We start from the raw sequence: 22,399 nt of genomic DNA, 5'->3' as shown, positions 1-22,399 counted from the left end.
TATCTATTTATAACTTCTTGTCTTCAACTCGATATTTTCGTACACCAACTCTTCCTTGTGCAAGACGGCATCTTTAGGCTCGCCTTTGTACTCCCAAGCGGAAACGAACTTAAAGTTTTCATCGTCACGTAGCGCTTCACCTTCAGGGGTCTGGTATTCTTCCCTAAAGTGACCTCCACAAGATTCGTTTCTAGTAAGGGCATCTTTAGCGAAGAGTTCGCCTAGTTCTAGGAAATCGGCCACACGGCCCGCTTTTTCCAATTCTTGGTTCATTCCATCGGCCTTACCGGGTATTTTTACATTCTCCCAAAAATCGGCCCTTAGGGCGGCAATCTCTTCAATGGCCTCTTGAAGCCCTTTTGCGTTTCTTGCCATACCACATTTATCCCACATGATCTTTCCTAGTTTCTTGTGGTAATAATCTACGGAGTGCTGTCCACTACCCGACATCAATTTTTGCAAACGCTCTTTTACCGCAGCTTCTGTAGCTTCAAACTCGGGCAAGTCGGTAGGTATGGCACCAGTTCTAATATCTTTCGACAAATAATCGCCGATAGTATATGGCAATACGAAATAGCCGTCAGCAAGACCTTGCATCAGTGCCGAAGCCCCCAAACGGTTGGCCCCGTGATCACTAAAGTTCGCCTCGCCCGCACAGTAGCAACCCTCTATGGTAGTCTGTAGGTTATAATCGACCCATAGTCCGCCCATGGTATAGTGAACCGCTGGATATATCATCATTGGAGTTTCATACGGATTCTCGTCAACGATTTTTTCGTACATCTGAAAAAGGTTTCCGTATTTGGCCTCGATGACCTTTTTACCCAAGCGTGTTATTTCTTTCTCATCAGGATTCTTGATACCGTGAGTAAGGGCCTCTTCCTTACCGTAACGTTGAATGGCCGAAGCAAAATCCAAATAAACGGCCTCCCCGGTTTTATTCACTCCGAAACCGGCATCACAACGTTCTTTTGCTGCACGCGATGCCACATCACGAGGCACCAAGTTTCCGAATGCGGGATATCTTCGTTCTAGGTAGTAATCACGATCTTCTTCTTTTAGTTGGACTGGTTTTAACCGACCTTCCCGAATGGCAATGGCATCATCGATACGTTTTGGCACCCAAATCCGTCCATCGTTACGAAGTGATTCCGACATCAGGGTCAACTTAGATTGATGATCTCCGGAAACCGGAATACAGGTTGGGTGAATCTGCGTAAAACATGGGTTCGCGAAAAAGGCTCCCCTACGGTGTGCCCTCCAAGCCGCCATCACATTACTGCCCATAGCATTGGTAGACAAGAAGAATACGTTTCCATATCCCCCTGTAGCCAAAACTACGGCATGTGCCGAATGACGCTCAATTTCGCCGGTAACCAAATTACGGGCAATGATACCCCTTGCTTTTCCGTCGACAAGCACCAAATCCATCATTTCATGACGGTTATACGCTTTGATCTTACCGCGATTGATCTGTCTATTCATTGCGGCATAAGCCCCTAACAATAACTGTTGGCCGGTTTGTCCCTTGGCATAAAAGGTACGCGAAACGAGTACACCACCAAAAGAACGGTTGTCGAGCAATCCGCCGTATTCCCTGGCGAAGGGTACACCTTGTGCCACACATTGATCGATTATGTTGGCCGATTCTTCCGCTAAACGATATACGTTGGCTTCACGCGAACGATAATCGCCCCCTTTTATCGTATCATAAAAGAGTCTATAGGCACTATCGCCATCCCCTTGATAATTCTTCGCCGCATTGATCCCTCCTTGAGCAGCAATGGAGTGAGCCCTACGTGGGGAATCTTGATAACAAAAAGTTTTTACGTTATAGCCCAATTCCGCTAAAGTAGCAGCGGCGGAACCACCTGCAAGTCCGGTACCCACAACGATAATATCAATATTACGCTTGTTGGCGGGGTTTACAAGATTAATGTCGTTTTTATGTTGGGTCCATTTATTGGCCAATGGCCCTTTAGGAACTTTAGAATCCAATATGCCCATAATTAATGTGTTATTGGGTTAAAATGATGGTATAGCGCGATAAATATGAATCCCAAAGGAATAACTATCGCATATATTTTTGTAAAAGTCTGTATGCCGGCCGAATACTTGTTATTGACACCCATAGTTTGAAAAGACGAGGCAAAACCGTGCCATAGGTGTAATGACAAGAGTACAAATGAAATAACATAGATTATAGTACGCGCGAAAGGCTCGAACTTATGTACCGTTTCCTCAAGGTAACGGGTCGGGTCTTCAGGACCCACCTCTATATACTTATAGGTTATCTCATGTATCCAAAAGTCGTACAAGTGCAACCCGAGAAAGGCAAGTACGACCAAGCCCGTGATGATCATGTTTCTCGACATCCAAGAAGCATTGGCACTACCCTTGTATTGTTTGTACTTAATTGCCCTGGCCTTGTTGTTTTTTATCTCCAATGCAATACCCATGGCAAAATGCACTATAACCCCAGCAATCAAAACAGGCTGAAGAATGTACTGGACCAACCCGTTGTAACCCATGAAATGAGACCACTCGTTGAACGTGTCGGGTGCAATTACCGAAGTAATGTTGATAATAAAGTGTTGCAAAAGAAAAAAGACCAAAAAAAGACCCGATAGGGCCATGACCACTTTTCGGGCTATCGAAGATTTTGTCAATCCGCTCATTTTATAATAAGTTGGAGTTAGTTTAAAGACTGTTCACAAAATTAGGGCATAAGCTCGGCTTTAACAAACTTTTGGGCATTTAGTAAAGGTATTTAGAAACGTTTTAAGCAAGCCTTCCCTACCCATGTGCCAAGGCCCGCATAGTCTTTGAACACTATCGGGCCACGCCATGACGTCAGCTACAAAAAAGAAGTCGCCCCTATATTTTTTTCCTTGTCCTTCGTCTTATTGCAATTTTTGACCGATATTCAAGTCGCAAACGACCACTAACCTTCTCTTTTAATTATGGATATTGGCCTACTATCAATGAGTATGAACGTCTATTCAACCCGGCGAATAGCGGATGAAGCCAAAAAGCTGGGACATTATATCGAATGGGTCGACCATACCAAATGCGCCATAAAGATAGGAGCCCACCCGCCCCAGATTATCTTTCGCCAGGAAAACATCATCGATGCCTTTGATGCCATCATACCCCGTATCGGAACAAAGGTCACCCGACATGGGGTCGCCGTTGTCAAACAATTTGAGATGAACCGTGTTTTCAGTACGGCGCACTCCTTGGGCATTTCTAGGGCGCGAAACAAGGCAAGGGCCCTTCAAATCGTAGCCCATAATAAAATTGCCGTACCCGATACCCTATTCTCTATCGACCCCGAAAATATCTCGGCACAAATCGACGCTTTAGGAGGTGCCCCGGTAGTCATCAAATTACAGGAAGGCACCCAAGGTTTAGGGGTGATACTCGCCGAAACCAAAAAATCGGCAAAATCGATCATCGACACCTTCTACAAAATGGAAACCCATATTCTTGTTCAAGAATACATCAAAGAAAGCAATGGCGAAGACATTCGCGTCTTTGTAGTTGGCGATAAGATTGTTGCCGCCATGAAACGCAGCTGTGAGCTCGATGATTTTCGGTCGAACCTACACCGCGGTGGCACCACGCAAACGGTTAAGCTTTCTTCCAAAGAACAGGACATGGCACTAAATGCCGCCAAATACATCGGTCTAGGGGTGGCAGGGGTTGACCTGATCCGCTCAAAAAAAGGCCCTTTACTATTGGAAGTGAACGCCTCTCCCGGATTACAGGGCATTGAATCGGTATCGGGGGTAAACGTTGCCAAAGAAATCATTTTGTTCGTTGAACGTAGTTGCCGCAAAAGAAAACGATAGCCTATATAAAAAGTTACTAGTACCCTATGCACAAAAATAAAACCATAACCATTGGAGGTGAAAGCGTAAAGCCCGGTGAAAACAAGTTGCTGAAAATTCCTATCGACCGTTTGCCCACCGGAACCTTGATCGATATACCTGCATATGTTTTCAATGCCAAAAAACCAGGGCCGACCCTTTTGGTCCAGGCCGGACTACACGGAGACGAGATCAACGGAATTGAAATCGTAAGGCGCATGTTGGCCGAAAAACTATTCCATATTAGTGCAGGCGCCATTATAGCGGTGCCGGTATTGAATATTTTTGGTTTTATCCACTTTTCAAGGGATGTTCCTGACGGGAAGGATGTCAACCGTAGCTTTCCAGGCACCAAATCGGGTTCTATGGCCGGACGTATCGCCTATCATTATATGACTTCCATCCTTAACCAAATCGACTACGGTATCGACCTACATACCGGAGGAAGCCAAAGACACAATTTTCCACAGGTACGCTATACCGAAAAGGATGAAGAGAGCGCAAAACTGGCGGAAATTTTCAATGCCCCAATTTCCTTCCCTTCAAAGTTGATAAAAGGTTCTTTTAGAAATGCCGCCTTCTTGATGAAAAAACCCACTATCGTTTATGAAGCCGGGGAGAGTATGCGGCTTGACGATTACTCCATTCTCGAAGGAATGCAAGGCATTTTAAATATTATGAGCCACTTCGGCATGGCACAGCCCATAGCCCCTCCTTACGTACAACGCAGCAAAACCGCCCATATAGATATCCGGAAATGGCTCAGGGCCCCAACTGCAGGTATGTTCATACCCAAAATATCGAATGGCAGTGAAGTTCACAAAGGACAGATATTGGGCATCGTTTCCGATACCTACGCCAAACATACAAAAACCATCAAGGCACCTTTTGACGGACTCATATTTTGCATCAACCATCAGGCCGTGGTTAACCAAGGAGAGGCTCTTTTTCATGTCGGAAAAAAAACCGTAGAACTTAAACGCCGGTAGCCCTAACCCAGACCCCTTGGTCCAATAAACTTTTAAAAGTCCCAAAACCTACATGCTTTGCGTCTTTGGTCGGTAAAGGCAAACCATTTGCCTGTCGAAACCAAATTTTTACAAAAAAAACGAAAAGAAAAACCGACCTCAAGGTCGGTTAATGGGGAACACGTTTTAAAACAACACCCAAATCCTGTTCTGCATCAATCATAGTCTATGCTATAGTCAACGGGCGGAACGCCTTCAGAATCGGATACAACCGAAAAACTCACCAGTTGCCCATTTTCGTTCCTGACCTCATTTTCATAAGTAAAACCATACTCCCCATATCCGTAGGATATGATGTTCTTCTTGTTTAAAAAGTACAGTTCCGAAGGGTTCAAGTAGTAGGTATTGGCATACCAAAGCAACATGGTCGTAGAAATATCGGCTTCGTGGAAAAGACCTTTTTCCGAATTACTGGTTACAAGTTCCAGCTGGGTTTCGCCAACACCAACTTCCCCTATATTCATATCGGAATCAAAGCCAAGGGTTATAGAAAGGCCCATATCGTAGTTAAGTCGGTATCTATGGTTCGGCACATCGTGCAAGAATTCGGTGTCTTGCTGCGACCCGCCATAAAATACGGCCACGTCGGAAAGAGTATCCGCTCCCGTATAGGTAAAGAACATTTCATACCCAGTCCCATTGGGTACATCTTCAAAAAAAACCGCCATTAGGTTTCCATTCGCATCGTACTGAAATTCAGAAAAAGTATGGTATCTATCACCCCCGGAGTCTCGATACATTTCCAATGTAAGTATCTGTTTTGCCCCGTTATAGGCTATTGTATACGCTACGGTTTGATCGTCGTTGTAATCTATGGTTATCTGGTGCGGAAGTCCGGTCTCCTTTTCGACCCCAGCTTCTTCAATTTTCGATTTATCGTTCTCTTTTGAACACCCTACGATCCAAAATATCAACACGTAAACTAGAAGGGACTTATTTGTATGTAGCTGTTTCATTTTAAATTATTAGTACGACACAGGGTTATTTCGAAAGGCAGAATTATACGGCCGCCCGAAACCTGTACCATGTCCTATTCGACAGTGACCCGGGGCAATAATAGGCGGGTGGGCCCATTTTATTAATCGTAATTTGCATTTGATATTCTACCTCCGAACTGCCCCCATAGGGTCGATGAATCGGGGTCGAACCGTATTATATACCACTGTCCCTGAATACTCGCCCCATCACTGCCATAATTGACCAAGGTTCCTGAATAGAAAGAATGTTCATCATAAGTCGGAACCTCCAATGAATCTGCGACTTCACAAGAAAAGCAAACATGCATTTCAAAAAGATTCCCGTTCAGGGACCACACCCCAACACCTAAGGAACCCTCTTCGTTAATGATCTTTACTTGCAAGGTGCCGTCGGAATTTAGTTTGAGTTGACGGGAAATCACTATGAGTTGGTGAGCATCGCCTTCTTTGTCATTGTTTCGGCCGAAGAGCCAATACGATTCCGACAAGGTACTCTCTACGGTCAAAGAAATTTCAACCCGGTCATTTCCGTTCTCGACCACAACCACTATGGGGGTAGCTCCTACCGCCAAGGCATTGTTCCAAGAAATAATGCCGGAATTTGCGTCGATTGCAATCCCTTCAACCTCATTTTTTAGTGAGAATACACCTGCGTCACCATTCCATTTCACATAGGGTGCCGGGGTTTCGCCCTCGGACCTAAAATCGACATCGAGCGTCTGAAGTCCATAAGAAACATCGATTTGGTGCGAAGCTTCCTTGCTACAGGCCGATAAAAGGAAAAGCGACATTATCAAAAAAAATCCTGTAATCGTTTTTAGTATCATATCTGTACATTTTACTGGTTCGATAACTTCAAAAACCGTCACCAAGGGGTATTGAAGTCCATTGACCGGCATGCTTGTTACCTAATATTGATTTCCCTTAGCCCTGCCCAAGGTCCATCTTGATCAAACCCACCGTTGTAACAAAGGGGGTAAGTGGTTTGCCCGGTCGTATCGAAACTCCCGGGCAATACCGGCCTACCTCCTTGCCGACTATCTTATTTGGGAATACCGAAGTAATCCACGACTTCGTCGTAAGACATTTTAGAATAATCAACAGCGGCCGCTTTTGTAGTGACCCCGCCAATTCCATCGCTCGCTTCCGTCCCTCCGGGGATTAAAACATACCGATAGGTAGAAAATAGGGGCGAACCAATATCAGAAGTCCCATCGGCCGTTGCCAGTCGTATATTGATTTCCTCCAAATCGAAATAGTAATAGTAACTGACCCCTTGATTTCCAAGGTATGGCAAGGCATAGACAGTCCCGTTCGCCGCAACCTTACCGTATACCAAAACGGTTCCATAGTCGACGATTTCTTGACTAAGTCCCGCCACTTCCATAGAGGCGTTTGCGGTAGGAGACATAATGTTATTGTTTACAAAGGGCGAGTCGACCCAACCGGAATAAATAACGTTGGCCGTACCCGGGTCTCCTTTTTCGCCCTGTTCCCCTGTGTCACCCTGTTCACCGGTGTCACCCTGCTCTCCTTGAATACCCTGTTCTCCTTGTGGGCCCTGTGGACCAACGGCTCCATCTTCCCCATCCTTGGAACAGGCGATAATAGATAAGGTCGCCACAAAAACACATAATAATTTAGTTTTCATCATATTATTTTTTAATTAGTTCCACAAAACTAGATTTCACACAAATTCAAGTGTCCTATATTTTACAAATCGCAAAAAACAGGACTCCAAAAAATGTATTGACTATCAGTTATTTACATGTTTTTATTACTAATTGTAATCGATATATGACCTATTGTGTGCCATTTGAAACCATTTATACAAAATATTCCAAAGGAGCATTTTTGAAGGTTTTTTTAAGAGGAGAGAACCCCTATATATGCCATTGGAATACCGAATCACGGATAAGACAAAGAAATTATGATCTTCAGTGCTTTACGCCAACGCCTTTTTTAGCCTTCCCATCCCCCTTTCTGAACCCTGTTGGGGTAAGTCCAGTGTGCTTTTTAAAAACGGAGTAAAAAGTGGACTTAGAATTGAAGCCTGCTTCCAGGCCGATGGAAAGAATGGTATAATCATTATATTTTCGGTCGGCAAGCATATCTTTTGCGTCAAGTACCCAATAATGGTTTATGTGGTCGGAAAAGTTATGTCCGCCCAACTTACTGACCAAATGTGAGAGATAGGTATCACTAATATTTAAAACGTCGGCCATGGCGCCCAGACTCAAGTTGGAATCACGATGTACCCTTTCTTGCGTCAAAAGTCGCACCCACTGCCCAGAATAAACCACCCCGTTGATCAATGGTTTATAATTCTGACTGCTTATACGCTCTAATTTTATGCCCGTGAGCTTGGCTATAAGTTGAAAAATAAGCACATGGCTTTCGGTAAAAAAGTTCTTTTCCGAATGTTCAAAATCAAGAACCCCCAATAAGTCGCCCGATCTCATTATAGGAACGGCCAATTCGGAAAACCTTCTTTTATCGTCCAATATATACCTCGACTCCATAGAAGTATCCGAGAGCAATATGGGCTGTTTGATTTGAGCGACCCGCCCCACAATACCATCGCCCACTTTAATTTTCAAGGGACTCAATATTTGCCGTCCGCAGTATTTTCATTTCTTAATCTCCCAACACGAACGTTCTTGACCGCAAAAAAAGAAAAGACCACTAGAATAGCGACAATTACGATGTGGTAGACGGTCAATCCCATAAGCTTGTATTGAACAATGCGTTTAAAAAAACCGACCGAACAGTTTGCCCATCCCCCGTCAAAAGGATTGGAACCCCTAGTTTTGGCAGTTTATCGATAATCGGCCCATAGAAAACGGGATTGTAATCTGGCGGTCTGTACCACTTACAACCTAGGAACCGACCCAAGGGTCGGTTCCTATAATTTTGCACAGAAAAGGGAAAGCTATCAGATTTTGCCTCAAATGTCAGTGGATTCAAGACTCAAAAAAAGCCTTTTGAACGCGGTCTGCCTACCCAGTATTGAAAACCTATTTAGTGAACTTTCGTGAACTGGTCTGCCCGGCGGTAGGAAAATCGGCAGGAATAGGCTGGCTTACCGCGCCTGTGGCCGCCCATTCGGCTCCTCTAAGCATACTGGTCAAAAAGCCGACACATTCTACCGAATAATCGACATGACCCATGATGTTATGAAAGATACGGCCCTTACCGTACTCTAGGCTCATAAGCGCAGGTTCGTGTCTACCTGTACCCTTGTTTTCCGGATCTGAATACGCGGTTGCCAAAACCTCCATATTCTCCGCAGGGCCACGAAGACTATTATACAACTCATCTTTGGTATGCAACCACACTTTGGGCATACCCTTGGTAATCGGATGGTCTTCATTTCTTATTTGAACCTGATATTCGCTTTGCGGACCATGGGAACCGGCATTTCCAGGACTATTATCCCTAATAAGCTCACCTGCATCATTGTAATACACATAAGGTCCGTCTTTTTCGGTACGATCGCCCCAACCGCCTAAACCGATCATTTGGTTATAGGCTTCCCATTCAGGAAAAGAATTGTCCGCAGCATGGAAAACGACCAATCCGCCTCCTTTTTTTATATACTTTTCAAACTTCTTCTGGGTCTTTTCGGGCCATGGTGCAGCGTTCCATCCAAAATTACAGATGACCACATCGTATTTTGAAAAATCGGGACTATAGTTCGCGTCGGCCACGGGCTTTTCCTTTGCCTCCGTTTTAGGTAAATCTTTTATTGGAAATTCAGCGATAAAGTTATCTCCTTTCCAAGTATATGCCGAACGGGCGACCTCTACGGTAAACAATCCGGTGTTCTCCATTTCCGTTTTCAACATATACGTAATCTTCGGCCATTGATCGTGATTGTTTTGACCATCAACAATAAGTGTTCTTATTTTTTTGGATGAAGCCGTTTGTGAAAAAAGGGTATTTATGGTAAAAACCATGGAAAAAACTAAAACTAGAGTTCGAAAATTGCGCATATCATATGTTTTGGATGCATAAATATAAGGGATCACAATTAAGTTTATTAAAAAAAGAAAAAGTATATGCCCCATAAAGTTGTAAATTGAAATCTTAATTGAACAGTACCGAATGACTTCCTCTAATTTGAGATTTTCATCTAAACTCCCCAAGGCAAAAACCACCATTTTCACTACGGTGGGCAACTTGGCACGAAAGAATAAGGCCATAGACCTTTCCCAAGGCTTTCCAAATTTTGAAATAGACCCCAAACTGAAGGAGTTGGTCACAGATGCCATGGAAAACGGCCATAACCAATATGCCGCCATGCAAGGCTATTATGGTTTAAGGGAAATTATTTCAGAAAAAATAGAAAAACTGCATAAAAGGCTTTACGATCCCGAAAGCGAAATTACCGTTACCGTAGGCGCAACACAGGCCTTGTTTACGGCAATTACCGCCTTCGTAAACCAAGGGGACGAGGTCATTGTAATAAAGCCTGCCTATGATTGTTATGAACCGGCCATACTATTGAACGGGGGAATTCCCGTTTATGTACAACTCGACGCCAATGGCTACGAGATCGACTGGCAAGCCTTGAAAAGCAAGATTTCCGAAAAGACGCGTATGGTCATCATAAATACGCCTCACAACCCGAGCGGACGTATATTTTCAAGGGAAGACATGCTGCAGTTACAGGAAATCCTTAGGCCCACCAATTGCATCTTGGTGAGCGACGAGGTATATGAACATATTATTTTCGATGGAAAGGAACATCAAAGTGCTTCCCGCTTCGACGATTTGGCCCAGCGCAGCTTTGTATGTGCCTCTTTCGGCAAAACTTTTCACGTCACCGGATGGAAAATCGGCTATTGCGCCGCACCTGCCGAATTAATGCAAGAATTTAGGAAAACACACCAATTTGCCGTGTTTTGTGTGGACCACCCCGTGCAAAGGGCAATGGCTTCCTACCTTAAAAACGAGCAAAACTATTTGGGCCTTCCTTCATTTTATCAAGAAAAACGAGATTTGTTCCTAGAAGGATTAAAAGGCTCCAGATTCAAGTACAGACCCTCGGAGGGCACCTACTTTCAACTTTTGGATTACACGCAAATCACGGAAGAAGACGATGAAGCTTTTGCCATACGATTGATCCTTGAGCACAAATTGGCCAGTATACCTATATCGTCCTTTAATGTCGGCAATCGGCAAGACGGTGTATTGCGGTTCTGCTTTGCCAAGAAAAATGAGACCTTAGAAGAGGCCGTTCGCATTCTGCGTTCACTCTAGCAAGCACTATTTCGGCCCGAGACCAAAATATAGCGCATAAAAAAAGCGGCCTTTGGGTGAGCCGCTCTTTTAATTTCTTTTTCAAAACATTTTACAACATAAACAACTTCTTGGTCAGCATTACGATTCCGCTGAAAAAGTCATTTTTATAAACTTGTATTTCTTCTTGTGTGTGATTGATTTGAGCTTCCATAGGTTTTTTATTTGGGCAAAATCGGATTTGGGATGCGATTTTCGATTAATAACAATATAAATATACGAATCACTCTTTAAACGGTAAAAAACTTGTTGTGAAGTGTTCCCACATTGTTGTGAAAGCCAATTTTTATACGCCCTACAACGGAGAAACCCCTTCCTTTAGCCTAAATCGGCATTTCAGGAACAGTGCCTTCCACGATCAAACGGCCTTCGGTAGCCGCCTTAATTTCATCTACGGTCACTCCGGGGGCCCTTTCTACAAGCTTAAAACCAGCGGGCGTTACTTCAAGAACGGCGAGGTTGGTGACAATCTTGGTAACACACCCCACGCCCGTAAGGGGTAGGCTACACCTTTTTAAGAGCTTAGATTCGCCGGCCCTATTGGTATGCATCATGGCTACGATAATATTTTCCGCCGAGGCCACCAAATCCATGGCGCCGCCCATTCCCTTGACCATTTTTCCAGGTATTTTCCAATTGGCAATATCCCCGTTTTCGGCAACTTCCATAGCCCCCAAAATGGTGAGGTCTACATGTTGCCCACGGATCATACCGAAACTCGTGGCCGAATCAAAAAAAGAGGCTCCCGGCAAGGTGGTAATGGTCTGTTTTCCGGCATTGATAATATCGGCATCCTCTTCCCCTTCAAAAGGGAAAGGCCCCATTCCCAAGACGCCGTTCTCACTTTGAAACTCTACATTGATATCATCCCTGACAAAATTTGCGACCAAGGTAGGTATACCAATACCCAAGTTTACGTAGTAACCGTCTTTTACCTCTTGTGCTATTCGCTTGGCGATTCCGTTTTTATCTAACATAACAGTTAATTTGAAATGTGTCAATTTGAAAATTGAACAATTACGATTTTTTACTTGTTGATATAATTTTCGAAACGATCAAAGTCACAGAATTTAAATGAAGTAATTTTCAAAGGGTATACTTATCGCTTCCTAACCGTTCGTTGTTCTATACGCTTTTCATAGTTGCTCCCTTGAAAAATACGTTGTACGAAAATGCCCGGTATGTGAATCTGATTGGGATCTAGCTCACCTGCGGGAACCAACTCCTCCACTTCGGCGACCGTGATCTTCGCGGCCCCGCACATACAAGGATTGAAATTTCGGGCCGTACCTTTAAAGATCAGGTTTCCGGCTTCATCGCCCTTCCAGGCCTTAACAAAGGAAAAATCAGCTTTAAAGGCTTCCTCAAGCACATACATTTTTCCGTTAAATTCTCGGGTTTCCTTGCCTTCGGCGACTTCGGTACCATAGCCGGCTGGGGTATAAAATGCCGGGAAACCAGCTTGCGCGGCACGGCATTTTTCCGCCAAAGTTCCTTGGGGCGTAAGCTCTACTTCGAGTTCACCACTGAGCATCTGACGTTCAAATTCTTCGTTCTCGCCTACGTAAGACGATATCATTTTTTTAATCTGGTGCTTGTGAAGTAAAAGTCCCAATCCAAAATCGTCTACACCGGCATTATTGGAAATACAGGTGATATCCTTGATATTGGAAGCGACCAATTCGGCAATGGCGTTTTCCGGAATCCCGCAGAGACCAAAACCGCCCAACATAAATGTCATGCCGTCTTGAACACCATCTAAGGCTTCTTTAACACTTGCTACTTTCTTAGAGATCATATAATAAGGAATAAAAGATTTCTATTGCAGTCAAGTTACAATTTTTAAACGAAAATTGCCCGTGACTTCTATTGAAAGTCACGGGCAATTTATAAGCTCTAATTTACTTTTATCCTTTAGAAATCTAAATCATCTAAGTCATCGTCTAAACCTCCATCATCGTCGTTTTTTTCACTGTCATCTACCACTTTAGTACAATCAACATTAATAGACATGTTTTCCGGTTTTTCAAAGGCTCCGTCGGAGATACCCAAGTCTTTATTCTCATAATTCTTTTTCATGTACAGTCCCCAAATCGGCAACGCCATAGAGGCACCTTGGCCATAGGCGATCGATTTAAAATGTATAGAACGCTCTTCACCGCCGACCCAAACACCGGTGACAAGGTTTGGTACCATACCCATAAACCAACCATCACTTTGGTTTTGTGTCGTACCCGTTTTACCGGCAATGGGGTTTGTAAACCCGTAAGGATAGCCCGTGATAACCTTTTTGTACACCGTAGAGTTCTTTGCCCCTGAATGTCTTAGACGCGTTCCTGACCCACCATGGGTAACGCCCTCCATAAGGTTTACCATAGCGTAGGCCACATCTTTACTCAACACATCCTTGGTCTCGGGCACATATTCATAAAGCACCGTACCATTCTTATCTTCAATACGGGTTACCATAACCGGTTTAACATACACACCTTGATTTGCGAAAGCACCATATGCCCCAACCATTTCATAAACGTTGGACTCCGGAGTACCCAATGCAATAGAGGGTACTTCTAGGATATCCCCTTTTAGTCCCAAGTTTTTAATAATAGAAACTACCGATCGCGGACCTACCCTATCGATTAATCGCGCCGTTACCGAGTTTATCGAATTTGCTAAAGCATCTTTTAAGGTCATATCCTCACCGGAGAACTTACCATCTGAATTATCTGGGCACCAAGCTTCCATATTTCCATGTTTTCCCGCCTCAATACAATATTGAGTATCCGGTAAGGTTTCACAAGGAGAAAGTCTCAATTGATCTATGGCAGCTGCATACACAAATGGTTTAAAAGTAGAGCCTGCTTGACGCATACCTTGAATAACATTGTCATATTGGAAATGTCTGTAGTCAATACCCCCGACCCATGCCTTAACATGACCTGTTTGCGGTTCCATAGACATCATAGCCGCTCTTAAAAATGTTTTATAATATCTAATGGAATCCAACGGAGTCATGATAGTATCTCGCTCACGACCATCACTATTCCAGTCAAAAACGGTCATCTCCGTTTTTTTGGTGAACGACGCCCGAATATCTTCTTCAGATTTCCCTTCGGCCTTCATCATGCGCCATCTAGAAGAGTTTTTCATGGCTCGCTCTAGAATACGATTAATTTGGGCCTTATCTAGATCCAAAAACGGAGCTGTAGGGTTTCTATCCGGTGTATTTTGATTAAAAAATTCATCCTGAAGATTGGCCATATGCTTCCGTACAGCGTCTTCGGCATTCGCCTGCATACGTGAGTCTATGGTGGTATAAATCTTAAGGCCGTCCAAATAAAGGTTCCATTTGTCCCGACCGCCTTCTAAAGCTGGCTTGGGGTTTTTGGATATCCAATCGTTCATGAAGCCTTGTAAGTACATTCTAAAATAAGTAGCCAAGCCTTCCTTATGCGATTCTGGATTAAAGTTGATATCCATTTTCAGGGCCTGTAACGAATCTTTTTCCTTTTCAGTGATATAACCGTACTTCGCCATTTGGCCTAGCACGGTATTTCTGCGGTTGGCCACCAATTCTTCCCTTCTTATAGGGTTGAAGTATGAGGAGTTTTTAAGCATTCCGACCAAAACGGCAGATTCTTCGACCTTTAGCTCTTGTGGTTCTTTACCAAAGTATATTTTCGCCGCTGATCGAATACCATCGGCATTATTCAAAAAGTCGTACTGGTTCAAGTACATAGCAATAATCTCTTGCTTGGTGTACTGCCTTTCCAATCGAGTGGCCAAGACCCATTCCATCACTTTCTGCTTTATGGTCTCAAACTTGTTCTTTGACCTGACCCCCACAAAAAGCTGTCGTGCCAATTGTTGGGTAATGGTACTAGCCCCCCCTTTTTTTCCTAAATAGACAAAGGCCCTTAGGGTTCCTCGGGCATCGATTCCCGAGTGGTCAAAAAAGCGGGCATCTTCGGTAGCTACCAGGGCATCTACCAAGTTTTGTGGAAGACTGTCATAAGGCACCGGGGTTCTGTTATCGTCTAAATAGAACTTGCCCAATGTTTTTCCGTCTGAAGAAATAATCTCGGTAGCCAGATTGGTCTGGGGATTTTCGAGATATTCATATTCGGGCATGTCGCCCAAAAGGCCCCATGAAGCCGACAAAAATATTAATGCAACCAATAGAATACCTGAAACAACCAGGATCCAGAACCATTTGATATATTTAAAATACCCGGCAGGCTTTTTCTTTTTAACAACTTTGGACATAAGTTATTCGTTACTTTTTTCTATTTCAAATCCAACATCGGTGATTCCTTTCAAATCTTCAATACCGTTTACGCTTCCATTTTTGCGCATGGCGTGCCAAACGCGTAGATTATATACGCCCGAAGAGGGAAAAACGATGTTTTCTTTGTACCATAATTTATTTTCTTTGATACTTCCGTACCCTTTACCCAACCACGAACCATCGGGCAAGGCCATTTCGTACTCCAACGTATCTTTAACGGTTTCTCCCGAGGGAAATTCAAGTTCGGTAATCAAGAATAGGTTATTGTATGGAAAAGTGGCATCGTTACGGACCGTAATGAACATATTGTGCCTTTGCATGGTATCGATTTCAGAGAATGAAAAGTGAATGCTGTCGGTTTTGTTCCAGACGCCGCCTTTTGTGGCCTGAAATTCAGATTTCACCAAATTATCGTTACACGAAACGAGCCCTACGGCAAGGGCCAAAGCTAGCAAGACCCTAGCCATTTTTTTGCTGCCTTTTTTGATTGTTGTTCCTACGACCTCTTTTCTTTTGGGGGTTCGCGTTGTTTCCGCTATTGTTGTTATTGTTCTTCCCACTATTGCTCTTCGCCTTGTTTCTCTTACGGTTTCTGTTCCTAGGTCTTTTCGGCTTATCAAAACGGGTAAGGCTATCTTGGCCCACCACGTTCTCAAACACCTTTTCTTCCTTAACGAAATTATCTACCGTATATTCCTCTAGACTGGCAACTTTTTCTTTCTTTTTATTTTTTTCCAGAATTTCCTGCACTTGTTCCTTGGTCAGGGTATGCCAATTGGAAGGGTCTTCCTTGTATGAAAACCACAACATTCCCTTAAAAATATCGGTCTTTTGGCAGAAGGCGAGTCCTTTTTCGGTGAAAAGTTTGGTGTCTTGTGAAGGAAAATCTTTTAAGGCCTCCAAGTACATATCAAGCTCATAGTTCAGGCAACATTTGAGCTTTCCGCATTGTCCTGCCAATTTTTGGGGATTCAATGACAGTTGTTGATACCGTGCAGCGGAAGTACTGACCGACCTAAAATCGGTCAACCATGTAGAACAACAGAGTTCACGCCCGCACGAACCAATTCCGCCCAAACGTTGGGCCTCTTGGCGGTATCCGATTTGGCGCATCTCGATCCTAATACCGAAGGCTTTCGCCATATCTTTGATCAACTGTCTAAAGTCGACCCGATCTTCCGCCGTATAATAAAACGTGGCCTTTGAACCATCACCTTGAAATTCTACATCGGAGATCTTCATTTGAAGCTTTAGGATGATAGCTATTTCTCGAGCACGTTTTTTTATTTCCTCTTCGCGGTCACGGCATTTTTGCCATTTATCGATATCGTTCTGCGTAGCCTTTCGGTGTATCTTAGGCAGGTCTTTATCTTTATAGTCAACCTTTTTGCGCTTCATTTGCACCTTGACGAGCTCGCCCGTTAAGGTTACCATGCCCACATCGTGGCCCGATGATGCCTGTGTTGCCACAATATCACCAATGGAAAGCGTAAGGTTTTCCGTGTTTCTGAAGAATTCTTTTCTACTGTTCTTAAATCGAACTTCGACGCAATCGAACGGCTTTTCCCCATTGGGAAGCGACATGTTGGAAAGCCAATCAAAGACCGTTAATTTATTACAACCATCGGTACCACAAGTTCCGTTGTTCTTGCAACCACGAGGTTGTCCGTCCTTACCGGTCGAACAACTGCTACAGCCCATATATTATATCTTGGTTTGGCCCAAACGGGGGTTTACGGCCAAATAGGGTTCGTACTAATTTTATATGTAAAGGTACTAATTTTTTAATGTGAACGAAAGTTATCTCAACTTACACGGCTTCTTCGTTTCTTTGCACGACATATGCATATGTTTAAAAAACAGGGAGACGGTCTTTATGGAAAAACCCAGAACACTAAGTAACGCGGTTCTCTACCTCATGAGTATCTCGGCAGGCCTGGTTGCTGCCAACCTCTACTACAACCAACCTTTGTTACACTTGATTTCCATGAGTTTTGAGGTAAGCGAATCGGCGGTGAGCAATGTGGCCCTAGCTACCCAGTTGGGCTATGCCTTCGGTTTACTTTTCGTAGTTCCGCTTGGTGACATGGTAAACAACCATAAAATCTTGAAATTGGATTTTATTTTAATGTTGCTCTCCCTTGTGGCCGCAGGCTTTGCCCCCTCACTATGGTTTCTGGTCATTGCCAGTTTCTTTATAGGATGCACTTCTGCCCTGCCCCAATTATTCGTACCTATGGCCGCCCAATTATCGAATGCCGAAAACAGGGGGCGGGCCATTGGCATCGTTATGAGCGGTTTGCTCATAGGTATTTTGGGAAGCCGTACCATAAGTGGTTTTGTAGGGGAACAGTTCGGATGGCGCAGTATGTATTTTGTGGCGACCCTTATCATGCTCATTCTTTTTATCGTCCTCAAATTTAAACTTCCGAAAATAGAACCGATCTACAAGGGCAATTATGCCGACCTTATGACATCCCTCCTACACTATTTCAAGTCGGAACCCCCGTTGCGACTAGCCGCAGTGCGAGGCGGACTCTCATTTGCCGGACTAAGTGCTTTTTGGACCACCTTGGTCTTTTTGATGGAAGACAACTTCGGTTATGGCAGTGGTATCACCGGAACTTTCGGACTCATTGGGGTAGTTGGGGCCTTGGCAGCCAGTATCGTCGGCAAATTAAGCGATAGGATAAGCAAGAACCTCATCATTATAACTTCTACCGTAATCTTGATCCTTTCTTGGTCGATTTTTATGATTTCGGCACATTCGATCATAGGAATCGTTCTCGGGGTCGTATTTGTCGACCTCGGGCAACAATCGCTTCACATTGCCAATCAGAACATTATATTCTCTAGAAACGAAAGTGCCCGAAACCGGATCAATACTATTTATATGGTCATTTTTTTTCTTGGAGGTGCCTTGGGCACTACCCTAGGAGCCTATGCATGGCAACATTACCAATGGATAGGAGTATCGGTGCTAGGCCTTAGCCTTTCGATACTTAGCCTTATCGCACATTTGATCTATGGTGACAAAAAAATGTAAAGTGAGCCTTTAACGCTTAAACTTCAACACCTCTGAACGGCCTTTTTTAAAGATTTTATTGCTAGCTCCCTTACCCTTACGCAGCTTTTTCTGTTCTTCGTAAGGCAATGCGTGTATTTCTTTACACTTATCGGAACAACAATCATCCATCTTTTTGGCACATTCCTCGCATTGTATAAATAAGAGGTGGCAGGCTTCGTTGGCACAGTTTACATGGGTATCGCAAGGTTTTCCGCATTGGTGGCAATTTGCAATTACATCATCGGTAATGCGTTCACTACGTCGATGGTCAAAAACGAAATTTTTTCCCAAGAACTTATTTTCGAGTTTTTTCTCTTCAACCTGTCGGGCATAGTCGATAATACCGCCCTCCAGCTGATAGACCTGCTTAAAACCTTTGTGCTTGTAATAGGCACTCGCCTTTTCACATCGTATACCGCCTGTGCAGTACATGACCAGCTTTTTGTCTTCCTTATAATCGGCCAGGTCTTTTTCTATAATATCCAAAGAGTCACGAAACGTATCGACGTCAGGAGTTATGGCATTCTTAAAGTGGCCTATCTCGCTTTCGTAGTGGTTTCGCATATCGACCAAAATGGTGTTGGGGTCCTCAATAAGTTCATTGAACTTTTCGGCACCTACGTGAACCCCTTTGTTGGTCACATCAAAGGTACTGTCGTTCAAGCCATCGGCTAGGATTTTCTTTCTAACCTTAATCTTCAGTTTTAAAAACGAAAGGTTGTCTTGTTCAATGGCGATATTAAGCCTTACGTTCTCTAAAAACGTTATGCTATCCAAGTGCTTTTTAAAAGCCTCGAAATTCTCGGCAGGAACCGATAATTGGGCATTTATACCTTCGTGGGCTACGTAAATACGCCCTAGAACCTCAAGTTCGTTCCAGTGTATAAAGAGATGGTTCCTAAAGAGTTGTGGGTTGCCGATTTGTGCATATTTGTAGAAAGAGATCGTCAAGCGCTCTTGTCCGGCTTCCTTAATAAGGGCCGCTCTTTCTTTTGCACTTAAATTATTGTACAGTTGCATTCTATACTAATGTTTTAAGTTTATAAAGATTTTCTAAGGCGGCAAAGATAAGAAATAATGTCAAGTTGTTATGACCCCATACGCCCCGATTAAGTCGGCATGGTAACATCACAAATAAAAAAGAGCCCTGATGTGATATCAAGGCTCTTTATTGGCCACTCCATTTTTTTTCTTTTTCATAGCATCTTTTCAAGTACAAAAAAGGAAATGACCACCAACACTCCTCAACACTTAAACTAGAGAAGTCTATCAAGTATACGTACTTGGTTATGACCATAGACACTATTTCATACAATAGATGCAAAAACAGCTTTTCGGTTGCGTAACACCAAGTACCATAAATCTTTATCGCATAGGCTTAGTCGGCATAACCTATTCAAACTTACACGATTTCAATAAAAATTTTCAAACTTTCACTTCGTCAAAAAAAGCCTTGCGAGTTAATTTTTCTTTTTATAAAATGCAGGCTTTAACTGGCATTATGATAAAAGAAATGCTAATTTAGCATCCCTTAAAAAAAGAAAATATGAGCGCGGAAAAAGAAGCAAAACTAAAAGCCCTTAAATTAACCTTAGATAAATTGGACAAGACTTACGGTAAAGGTGCCGTAATGAAAATGGGCGATAGTGTGGTGGCAGATGTAGAAGTCATTCCTTCAGGCTCATTAGGTCTAGATATAGCTCTCGGCGTTGGCGGATACCCACGCGGAAGGGTCATTGAAATATACGGTCCTGAATCTTCAGGTAAAACGACCTTAACCCTTCATGCCATTGCCGAAGCACAAAAAAACGGTGGTATTGCCGCCTTTATCGATGCGGAACATGCCTTTGACCGTTTCTACGCACAGAAATTAGGTGTCGACATAGACAACTTGATTATATCGCAACCCGATAACGGGGAGCAGGCCTTAGAGATTGCCGATAACCTTATCCGTTCAGGTGCCATCGATATCGTAATCGTGGATTCCGTTGCCGCATTGACTCCAAAAAGTGAAATCGAGGGAGAAATGGGAGACTCTAAAATGGGGCTCCATGCAAGATTGATGTCACAGGCCTTGCGTAAACTGACCGGTTCGATCAGCAAGACCAACTGTACCGTTGTTTTTATCAACCAGTTGCGTGAGAAAATTGGCGTGATGTTCGGAAACCCAGAAACCACTACCGGTGGTAACGCCTTAAAATTCTATGCCTCCGTTAGGTTAGACATTAGAAGGTCTACCCAAATCAAAGATACCGACGGCAGCGTTCAAGGAAACAAGACACGGGTAAAAGTGGTCAAAAACAAAGTAGCCCCGCCATTTAGGACTGCTGAATTCGACATTATGTACGGTGAAGGAATCTCCAAAGTAGGAGAGATCATCGACTTAGGCGTTGAATATGAAATCATCAAGAAGAGCGGATCTTGGTTCAGCTATGGCGACACCAAGTTAGGACAAGGGCGAGATGCGGTTAAATCGTTATTGCTCGACAATCCCGAACTTTTTGAAGAGCTGGATGAAAAAATTCGTGCCGCTATTAATGCCCTTAAGAAATAATTTAGGCCATTAGCCTATTCCCGTTTTACAATTTACGCCTTAAAGAATGGTTGTCAACCCTTTCTTTAAGGCGTATTCTTTTTCAGCCTTTATGTGGTAAACTACGCAACCCTAGCGCCCTTTTTTCATCTTATATGTAAAAATCAAAACCACATGAAGAGAATATATCTAAAGCTACTTACCATAGCTTTCACCCTAGCGATTGCCTCCTGCAGTCTTGACGACGACGGGACCAACTTTCAGTACGCCCCCTTGGAAATAACGGGCGCCAGCTTGCCGGACACTTTTGAACTCGGGCGTGTATACAGCATAGATGTCAAAATCTTAAGACCTGACGATTGTACCTTGGTCGACCGTTTTGACGTAAGCCGTTCGTTTACCGATTCGACCCAGATCAGAACCGTCTCGGCAGTAGGTATTATTTTAGACAAAGAAAAATGCAATACGGTAGATGACGAAGTTCAAGATTCGTTTCAATTTGAAGTGCTTTATGACAAACCCTATGTTTTTAAGTTCTACAAGGGGAACGATGATCAAGGTGAACCTGAATTTTTAGAAATAGAAGTGCCTGTAAGCCAGAAACCTTAATTATCTTTAACCTAAGGAACCGTATGTGCTTTGCACAAAACCCATAAAATCGGTTTTAAAGGCATGTATAACCCCAAGAACACCTTGTAAAATGATGCGACCTTGAGTCTTGAAGAACTCATACATAACTGTAAAAAAGGAAACAGACAGGCACAGGAACAATTGTACCGTGATTATTCACGGGTATTGTTCGGTATCTGCCTGAAGTATTCGCGTAACCGTACAGAAGCCGAAGACAACCTGCATGACAGTTTTATGGTCATCTATGAAAAAATCGGCCAATTCAAGAATAAAGGCTCTTTTGAAGGATGGCTTAAGCGCGTTACCGTAAATACCGTTTTACAAAAATACCGAAAAGAAGAACCCCTTTCCTTGGTGACGGAATACGCCGAGAAAATCGATACGGACGATGAAAACGACTATGAAAGCCTAAGCTTGGACACCTTGCTGAAACACATACAAGAACTGCCGGATAAATACCGGTTAACATTTAACCTTTATGTCCTCGACGGATATACCCATAAAGAAATAAGTGAGCTCTTAGGTACCTCGCCAGGCACATCAAAAAGTAACCTGGCCCGTGCCCGCAACCTACTTAGAGAAAAAATAGCCACGTCTAAAAATAAAGCCATCATTGGAATGTTGCTTCCCTTGCTATTGCAAATATGCACCTGACCGATGAAAAACTATTACATCAAAAGAAAAAACCTTGTACCTAAGG

At 43.4% G+C, this 22,399-nt stretch carries 20 protein-coding genes; 7 read left to right on the top strand and 13 right to left on the bottom strand.

Annotated features, from left to right (window positions below; genetic code table 11):
- Positions 1–3: 3 nt before the first annotated feature.
- Both ZOBGAL_RS08630 and ZOBGAL_RS08625 read right to left on the bottom strand, forming a co-directional pair.
- On the bottom strand, positions 4–2,007 hold the full coding sequence (locus ZOBGAL_RS08630; RefSeq protein WP_013993183.1) for a fumarate reductase/succinate dehydrogenase flavoprotein subunit: 2,004 nt from the start codon (positions 2,005–2,007) through the stop codon (positions 4–6).
- Positions 2,008–2,009: 2 nt separating this feature from the next.
- On the bottom strand, positions 2,010–2,678 hold the full coding sequence (locus ZOBGAL_RS08625; RefSeq protein ID WP_013993182.1) for a succinate dehydrogenase cytochrome b subunit: 669 nt from the start codon (positions 2,676–2,678) through the stop codon (positions 2,010–2,012).
- 285 nt (positions 2,679–2,963) lie between these two features.
- On the opposite strand from ZOBGAL_RS08625, the gene ZOBGAL_RS08620 reads away from it, so the two are divergent.
- Together ZOBGAL_RS08620 and ZOBGAL_RS08615 are read left to right on the top strand one after the other, a co-directional pair.
- A complete protein-coding gene (locus ZOBGAL_RS08620; RefSeq protein WP_046287413.1) occupies positions 2,964–3,854 on the top strand; it encodes a RimK family alpha-L-glutamate ligase in 891 nt (296 codons plus the stop codon).
- A 26-nt stretch (positions 3,855–3,880) separates the two neighbouring features.
- A complete protein-coding gene (locus ZOBGAL_RS08615; RefSeq protein WP_013993179.1) occupies positions 3,881–4,861 on the top strand; it encodes a succinylglutamate desuccinylase/aspartoacylase family protein in 981 nt (326 codons plus the stop codon).
- A 194-nt stretch (positions 4,862–5,055) separates the two neighbouring features.
- On the opposite strand, the gene ZOBGAL_RS08610 is transcribed toward ZOBGAL_RS08615, so the two are convergent.
- The 5 genes from ZOBGAL_RS08610 to ZOBGAL_RS08590 all read right to left on the bottom strand — a co-directional run bounded on the left by ZOBGAL_RS08610 (position 5,056) and on the right by ZOBGAL_RS08590 (position 9,872).
- Complete coding sequence (locus ZOBGAL_RS08610) at positions 5,056–5,856, bottom strand: hypothetical protein (RefSeq protein WP_013993178.1); 801 nt, start codon at positions 5,854–5,856, stop codon at positions 5,056–5,058.
- 122 nt (positions 5,857–5,978) lie between these two features.
- Entirely contained in the window at positions 5,979–6,704 is a 726-nt protein-coding gene (locus ZOBGAL_RS08605; protein WP_148560698.1) for a hypothetical protein, read from the bottom strand.
- A gap of 215 nt (positions 6,705–6,919) precedes the next feature.
- The gene (locus ZOBGAL_RS23910; RefSeq protein ID WP_013993176.1) at positions 6,920–7,531 is read right to left on the bottom strand and encodes a collagen-like protein; all 612 of its coding nucleotides are present in this window, start codon (positions 7,529–7,531) and stop codon (positions 6,920–6,922) included.
- A 283-nt stretch (positions 7,532–7,814) separates the two neighbouring features.
- Positions 7,815–8,477, bottom strand: coding sequence for a helix-turn-helix domain-containing protein (locus tag ZOBGAL_RS08595; RefSeq protein WP_013993175.1), 663 nt, complete (start codon positions 8,475–8,477; stop codon positions 7,815–7,817).
- Between the two features lie 417 nt (positions 8,478–8,894).
- Positions 8,895–9,872 (bottom strand): ThuA domain-containing protein, encoded by a 978-nt coding sequence (locus ZOBGAL_RS08590; protein WP_046287831.1) that lies wholly within the window; start codon positions 9,870–9,872, stop codon positions 8,895–8,897.
- A gap of 112 nt (positions 9,873–9,984) precedes the next feature.
- Here ZOBGAL_RS08590 and ZOBGAL_RS08585 point away from each other — a divergent pair, with 112 nt between their 5' ends.
- Positions 9,985–11,142: a methionine aminotransferase gene (locus ZOBGAL_RS08585; protein WP_013993172.1), complete on the top strand. Its 1,158-nt coding sequence runs from the start codon at positions 9,985–9,987 to the stop codon at positions 11,140–11,142.
- A gap of 362 nt (positions 11,143–11,504) precedes the next feature.
- Here the strand turns inward: ZOBGAL_RS08585 and ZOBGAL_RS08580 are convergent, their stop codons facing one another.
- The 5 genes from ZOBGAL_RS08580 to ZOBGAL_RS08560 all read right to left on the bottom strand — a co-directional run bounded on the left by ZOBGAL_RS08580 (position 11,505) and on the right by ZOBGAL_RS08560 (position 17,170).
- A complete protein-coding gene (locus ZOBGAL_RS08580; RefSeq protein WP_013993170.1) occupies positions 11,505–12,158 on the bottom strand; it encodes a CoA transferase subunit B in 654 nt (217 codons plus the stop codon).
- Positions 12,159–12,280: 122 nt separating this feature from the next.
- Positions 12,281–12,979: a CoA transferase subunit A gene (locus tag ZOBGAL_RS08575; RefSeq protein WP_013993169.1), complete on the bottom strand. Its 699-nt coding sequence runs from the start codon at positions 12,977–12,979 to the stop codon at positions 12,281–12,283.
- 116 nt (positions 12,980–13,095) lie between these two features.
- A complete protein-coding gene (locus tag ZOBGAL_RS08570) occupies positions 13,096–15,447 on the bottom strand; it encodes a penicillin-binding protein 1A (protein WP_013993168.1) in 2,352 nt (783 codons plus the stop codon).
- A 3-nt stretch (positions 15,448–15,450) separates the two neighbouring features.
- Positions 15,451–15,936 (bottom strand): gliding motility lipoprotein GldH, encoded by a 486-nt coding sequence (locus ZOBGAL_RS08565; RefSeq protein WP_013993167.1) that lies wholly within the window; start codon positions 15,934–15,936, stop codon positions 15,451–15,453.
- The gene (locus ZOBGAL_RS08560; RefSeq protein ID WP_013993166.1) at positions 15,929–17,170 is read right to left on the bottom strand and encodes a PSP1 domain-containing protein; all 1,242 of its coding nucleotides are present in this window, start codon (positions 17,168–17,170) and stop codon (positions 15,929–15,931) included. Before ZOBGAL_RS08560 ends, ZOBGAL_RS08565 begins: the two co-directional genes overlap by 8 nt.
- Positions 17,171–17,345: 175 nt before the next feature.
- Here ZOBGAL_RS08560 and ZOBGAL_RS08555 point away from each other — a divergent pair, with 175 nt between their 5' ends.
- Positions 17,346–18,515 (top strand): MFS transporter, encoded by a 1,170-nt coding sequence (locus ZOBGAL_RS08555; protein WP_046287829.1) that lies wholly within the window; start codon positions 17,346–17,348, stop codon positions 18,513–18,515.
- A gap of 9 nt (positions 18,516–18,524) precedes the next feature.
- On the opposite strand, the gene trhO is transcribed toward ZOBGAL_RS08555, so the two are convergent.
- Complete coding sequence (trhO, locus tag ZOBGAL_RS08550; RefSeq protein WP_013993164.1) at positions 18,525–19,556, bottom strand: oxygen-dependent tRNA uridine(34) hydroxylase TrhO; 1,032 nt, start codon at positions 19,554–19,556, stop codon at positions 18,525–18,527.
- A gap of 526 nt (positions 19,557–20,082) precedes the next feature.
- Here trhO and recA point away from each other — a divergent pair.
- The 3 genes from recA to ZOBGAL_RS08535 all read left to right on the top strand — a co-directional run bounded on the left by recA (position 20,083) and on the right by ZOBGAL_RS08535 (position 22,353).
- On the top strand, positions 20,083–21,090 hold the full coding sequence (gene recA / locus ZOBGAL_RS08545) for a recombinase RecA (RefSeq protein ID WP_013993162.1): 1,008 nt from the start codon (positions 20,083–20,085) through the stop codon (positions 21,088–21,090).
- A 153-nt stretch (positions 21,091–21,243) separates the two neighbouring features.
- The gene (locus ZOBGAL_RS08540) at positions 21,244–21,678 is read left to right on the top strand and encodes a hypothetical protein (RefSeq protein WP_013993161.1); all 435 of its coding nucleotides are present in this window, start codon (positions 21,244–21,246) and stop codon (positions 21,676–21,678) included.
- 102 nt (positions 21,679–21,780) lie between these two features.
- Positions 21,781–22,353 carry an RNA polymerase sigma factor gene (locus tag ZOBGAL_RS08535; protein ID WP_013993159.1) on the top strand — a complete coding sequence of 191 codons (573 nt, stop codon included), beginning with the start codon at positions 21,781–21,783 and terminating at the stop codon, positions 22,351–22,353.
- The last annotated feature ends 46 nt before the right edge of the window (positions 22,354–22,399 follow it).

It is taken from the genome of Zobellia galactanivorans, from assembly GCF_000973105.1.
Classification (GTDB): Bacteria; Bacteroidota; Bacteroidia; order Flavobacteriales; family Flavobacteriaceae; genus Zobellia; species Zobellia galactanivorans.
Note: the sequence above shows the minus strand (reverse complement) of the source record. Positions and strands in the feature narration are given on the sequence as shown.

What these genes read in the sequence shown, in the direction of transcription:
- ZOBGAL_RS23910 (WP_013993176.1), bottom strand. Translation starts at nt 7,531, where the DNA reads ATGATGAAAACTAAATTATTATGTGTTTTTGTGGCGACCTTATCTATT.
- ZOBGAL_RS08630 (WP_013993183.1), bottom strand. Translation starts at nt 2,007, where the DNA reads ATGGGCATATTGGATTCTAAAGTTCCTAAAGGGCCATTGGCCAATAAA.
- ZOBGAL_RS08620 (WP_046287413.1), top strand. Translation starts at nt 2,964, where the DNA reads ATGGATATTGGCCTACTATCAATGAGTATGAACGTCTATTCAACCCGG.
- ZOBGAL_RS08540 (WP_013993161.1), top strand. Translation starts at nt 21,244, where the DNA reads ATGAAGAGAATATATCTAAAGCTACTTACCATAGCTTTCACCCTAGCG.
- ZOBGAL_RS08625 (WP_013993182.1), bottom strand. Translation starts at nt 2,678, where the DNA reads ATGAGCGGATTGACAAAATCTTCGATAGCCCGAAAAGTGGTCATGGCC.
- ZOBGAL_RS08565 (WP_013993167.1), bottom strand. Translation starts at nt 15,936, where the DNA reads ATGGCTAGGGTCTTGCTAGCTTTGGCCCTTGCCGTAGGGCTCGTTTCG.
- ZOBGAL_RS08580 (WP_013993170.1), bottom strand. Translation starts at nt 12,158, where the DNA reads ATGTTAGATAAAAACGGAATCGCCAAGCGAATAGCACAAGAGGTAAAA.
- ZOBGAL_RS08615 (WP_013993179.1), top strand. Translation starts at nt 3,881, where the DNA reads ATGCACAAAAATAAAACCATAACCATTGGAGGTGAAAGCGTAAAGCCC.
- ZOBGAL_RS08575 (WP_013993169.1), bottom strand. Translation starts at nt 12,979, where the DNA reads ATGATCTCTAAGAAAGTAGCAAGTGTTAAAGAAGCCTTAGATGGTGTT.
- trhO (WP_013993164.1), bottom strand. Translation starts at nt 19,556, where the DNA reads ATGCAACTGTACAATAATTTAAGTGCAAAAGAAAGAGCGGCCCTTATT.
- ZOBGAL_RS08605 (WP_148560698.1), bottom strand. Translation starts at nt 6,704, where the DNA reads ATGATACTAAAAACGATTACAGGATTTTTTTTGATAATGTCGCTTTTC.
- recA (WP_013993162.1), top strand. Translation starts at nt 20,083, where the DNA reads ATGAGCGCGGAAAAAGAAGCAAAACTAAAAGCCCTTAAATTAACCTTA.
- ZOBGAL_RS08570 (WP_013993168.1), bottom strand. Translation starts at nt 15,447, where the DNA reads ATGTCCAAAGTTGTTAAAAAGAAAAAGCCTGCCGGGTATTTTAAATAT.
- ZOBGAL_RS08590 (WP_046287831.1), bottom strand. Translation starts at nt 9,872, where the DNA reads ATGCGCAATTTTCGAACTCTAGTTTTAGTTTTTTCCATGGTTTTTACC.
- ZOBGAL_RS08560 (WP_013993166.1), bottom strand. Translation starts at nt 17,170, where the DNA reads ATGGGCTGTAGCAGTTGTTCGACCGGTAAGGACGGACAACCTCGTGGT.
- ZOBGAL_RS08585 (WP_013993172.1), top strand. Translation starts at nt 9,985, where the DNA reads ATGACTTCCTCTAATTTGAGATTTTCATCTAAACTCCCCAAGGCAAAA.
- ZOBGAL_RS08610 (WP_013993178.1), bottom strand. Translation starts at nt 5,856, where the DNA reads ATGAAACAGCTACATACAAATAAGTCCCTTCTAGTTTACGTGTTGATA.
- ZOBGAL_RS08555 (WP_046287829.1), top strand. Translation starts at nt 17,346, where the DNA reads ATGGAAAAACCCAGAACACTAAGTAACGCGGTTCTCTACCTCATGAGT.